Source organism: bacterium, assembly GCA_018814885.1.
Classification (GTDB): domain Bacteria; phylum Krumholzibacteriota; class Krumholzibacteriia; order LZORAL124-64-63; family LZORAL124-64-63; genus JAHIYU01.
In genome coordinates, this window is record JAHIYU010000100.1 from 1 (window position 1) to 2,848 (window position 2,848).

The window sequence follows — 2,848 nt, forward strand, 5'->3', positions numbered from 1 at the left end:
CCAAAGCGTAGACGATGTTGTCGGCGCCCAGGCCGAGGGGCTGCCACTGGGCGCCGTCCCAGCGGGCGACGCGGGCGACGGGCGCGCCGCCCGAGTTCACGAAGACGCCCCCGGCGTACAGCTCGCCGTCGTGCACGAGCAGGTCGTTGACGCCCGAATTGAAACCGTTGCCCAGGGCGCGCCAGGCCGCGCCGTCCCAGGCGGCGATCCGCTCGGCCGCCACGCCGCCCACGTTGTGGAAGTAGCCGCCGACGATCAGGTCGCCGTCCCAGACCGCCAGGGTGTTCACGTCGGCATCGGGATCGCCCAGGGCGTGCCAGGTCGCGCCGTCCCAGCGGGCCAGGTGCGCGGCGGGCGCCCCGTCGGCGTGATCGAAGTGCCCGGCGGCGATCAGGTCGCCGTCGTAGGAGACGACGTCGTAGACGGTGGCGTTGAGTCCGCCGCCGAGACGGTGCCAGGCCTCGCCGTCCCACCAGCCGACGTTGTTGCTGTGGCTCTCGCCGGCGAGGATGGACGGCACGAAGAACTCCCCGGCCGCCACCAGGCGGCCGTCGTGGCGGCACAGGGCCCGCATGTAGCTGTTCTCGTGGTTGGTCGTGCCGGGGCTGCCGCCCACACCCACCCAGTCGTGCCGGAAGCGGTCCCAGCGCGCCACGGTGCCCGGAAAGGAACCCGACGCATAGAGCTCCGTGCCGATGACGCAGAGGGCGTTCAGCTCGCCGTCGAGCACGCCGCCCAGGGTGTCGCCCCAGGCGAGTCCGCTGTAGGGGATCACGGCGTCGGTCTGGCCCACGATCAGGCCGCCGTTCCAGACGTCCAGGTCGACGACCGTGCGCGGCACGTCCGCCTGGGCGACCGCGTGCAGCTCGCGTCCGCCTGTCATCAGGACCAGGCCCCAGGATTCGATCACGCCCGCGTTGGCGAAAACACCGCCGATGTAGAGACTGTTGTCGTGCACCTGCAGCGCGTTGACGTACTGGCCGGAGCCGAAGCCGAAATCGCGGAGGTCCTCGCCGTCCCACTCGGCGAAGTTGAAGATGTCGGGGTCGGGCAAGGTGAATCTGTAATCGCCGCCGATGAACAGCGACCCGTCGAAGTGGGCCATGACGTAGGCCTCGTTGACCAGGGACGGCCCGTCGAACACGTCGTGCCAGTCCGCGCCGTCCCAGCGCGCGATCACGCTGTAGGACATGTCCCCGTCGGCGTCGAGCAGGCCGCAGGCGTACAGGGCGGCATCGTGGACGAGGAAGTTGTTTGCCCAGCCGATCAGGCCGTCCCCCATGGGCGTCCACTCGCCGAGCTCGAGGTCGGCCACGCTGGTGCAGGCCGCGCCGCCCGCGTCCCAGAAGTTGCCGCCGATCACGACCGTGGTGCCGTAGTCGAAGACGGCGTGGACGCGGCCGTCGGTGCCGCCGTCCACGTCCTGCCAATGGCGGCCGTCGAAGCGGGCGACGTTGGCGGCCGGCACGCCGCCCGCCGCGTCGAAGAGGCCGCCCACGTAGAGGTCCTCGTAGTGGCCGGTCATGCCGTAGACGCTGCCGTCGACTCCGCTGGGGGCGAAGCCGTCCCACCACTCGCCGCCCCGTGCGGCGGCCGGCAGGATGATCGACGAGCACAGGAACGCCAGTAAGGCCAGCGAACGGATAAGGTGGCCACGCTGCCGGATACGGAACATGAAGCTGCCCCCTGGAATGGCATGAATGTGGAGTTTACTCCCAACCGCATCTGCATCGATGCTATGGTCGGATCATACCACATCGCGACGTCAACCGACACCCGGACCGATTGACGGGCGGCTCCGCCCCCTGGCGCGATGGAACCGGCAAGTCGACGGGAGTAGGGGTGGACAAGACGGGCGTGGAGATCATCGATCATACCGGAGACACGGGGCTGCGCGGCACGGCCGCCACCCTGCCGGAACTGCTGTCGGCCATGGCGTCCGCCCTGACGCGGCTGATCTGTCCCCATGGCGAGATCCGGGAACTGGTCGCGCGGGAGGTCGAGGTGACGGGTGGCGACGCCGCCGCGCTGCTGGTGCGCTGGCTGGGGGAAGTCCTCTATCTTTCCGAGACCCACGGCGAGCTCTACGGCGCGGCCGTGATCTCGAGCCTCGAACGTCCGGACGCCGGATCCTGGCGCCTGCGCGCCCGGTTGCAGGGCGAGCCGTTCGATCCCGCGCGCCATCGGGACCTCAATGAGGTCAAGGCAGTGACCTACCATCTGGCGCGCGCGGACGAGGGCCCGGACGGGTGGACGGGACAGGTGATCCTCGACATCTGAGGAGAGGCCATGGGCACGACCCCCTTCGAGCGCATCAGCGACACGCTGTGGGAGATCCCCCGCCGCGGCGGCATGCGCGTGCCCGGACGCATCTACGCCCGGCGCGACATGCTGCCGGACATCTCCCGCGACAAGGCCCACGAGCAGGTGATGAACGTGGCGCACCTGCCGGGCATCGTCGGCCATGCGCTGGCCATGCCCGACATCCACTGGGGATACGGCTTTCCCATCGGCGGCGTGGCGGCCTTCGACGCCGACGAAGGCGTGATCTCCCCGGGCGGCGTCGGTTACGACATCAACTGCGGCGTACGCCTGCTGGCCGGAGACCTGGATGTCGAGGCGATCCGAGCGCAGGCCGGGGCGCTGGCCGAGGCCATGTTCGCCGCCGTGCCCAGCGGCGTCGGCTCGCGAGGACCGCTCAGCCTGTCCGACGGGGAACTGGACGCGGTGATGAACGGCGGCGCCCGGTGGGCGGCGCGGCGCGGCCACGGCGACGCCGCTGAGCTGGCCCTGATCGAGGAGAGCGGCCGCATGGCCGGCGCCGACCCGTCCGCCGTGAGCGCCCGGG

The 2,848-nt window shown here is 70.6% G+C and carries 3 protein-coding genes; 2 read left to right on the forward strand and 1 reads right to left on the reverse strand.

The window, feature by feature from the left end; all coding sequences use genetic code 11:
- Positions 1-1,675: hypothetical protein (locus tag KJ554_06265; GenBank protein ID MBU0741936.1), on the reverse strand; the 1,675-nt coding region annotated here is incomplete at its 3' end.
- A 167-nt stretch (positions 1,676-1,842) separates the two neighbouring features.
- Here KJ554_06265 and KJ554_06270 point away from each other — a divergent pair.
- The gene (locus KJ554_06270) at positions 1,843-2,280 is read left to right on the forward strand and encodes an archease (protein ID MBU0741937.1); all 438 of its coding nucleotides are present in this window, start codon (positions 1,843-1,845) and stop codon (positions 2,278-2,280) included.
- A 9-nt stretch (positions 2,281-2,289) separates the two neighbouring features.
- A partial coding sequence (locus KJ554_06275) for an RtcB family protein (GenBank protein ID MBU0741938.1) occupies positions 2,290-2,848 on the forward strand: 559 nt, incomplete at its 3' end.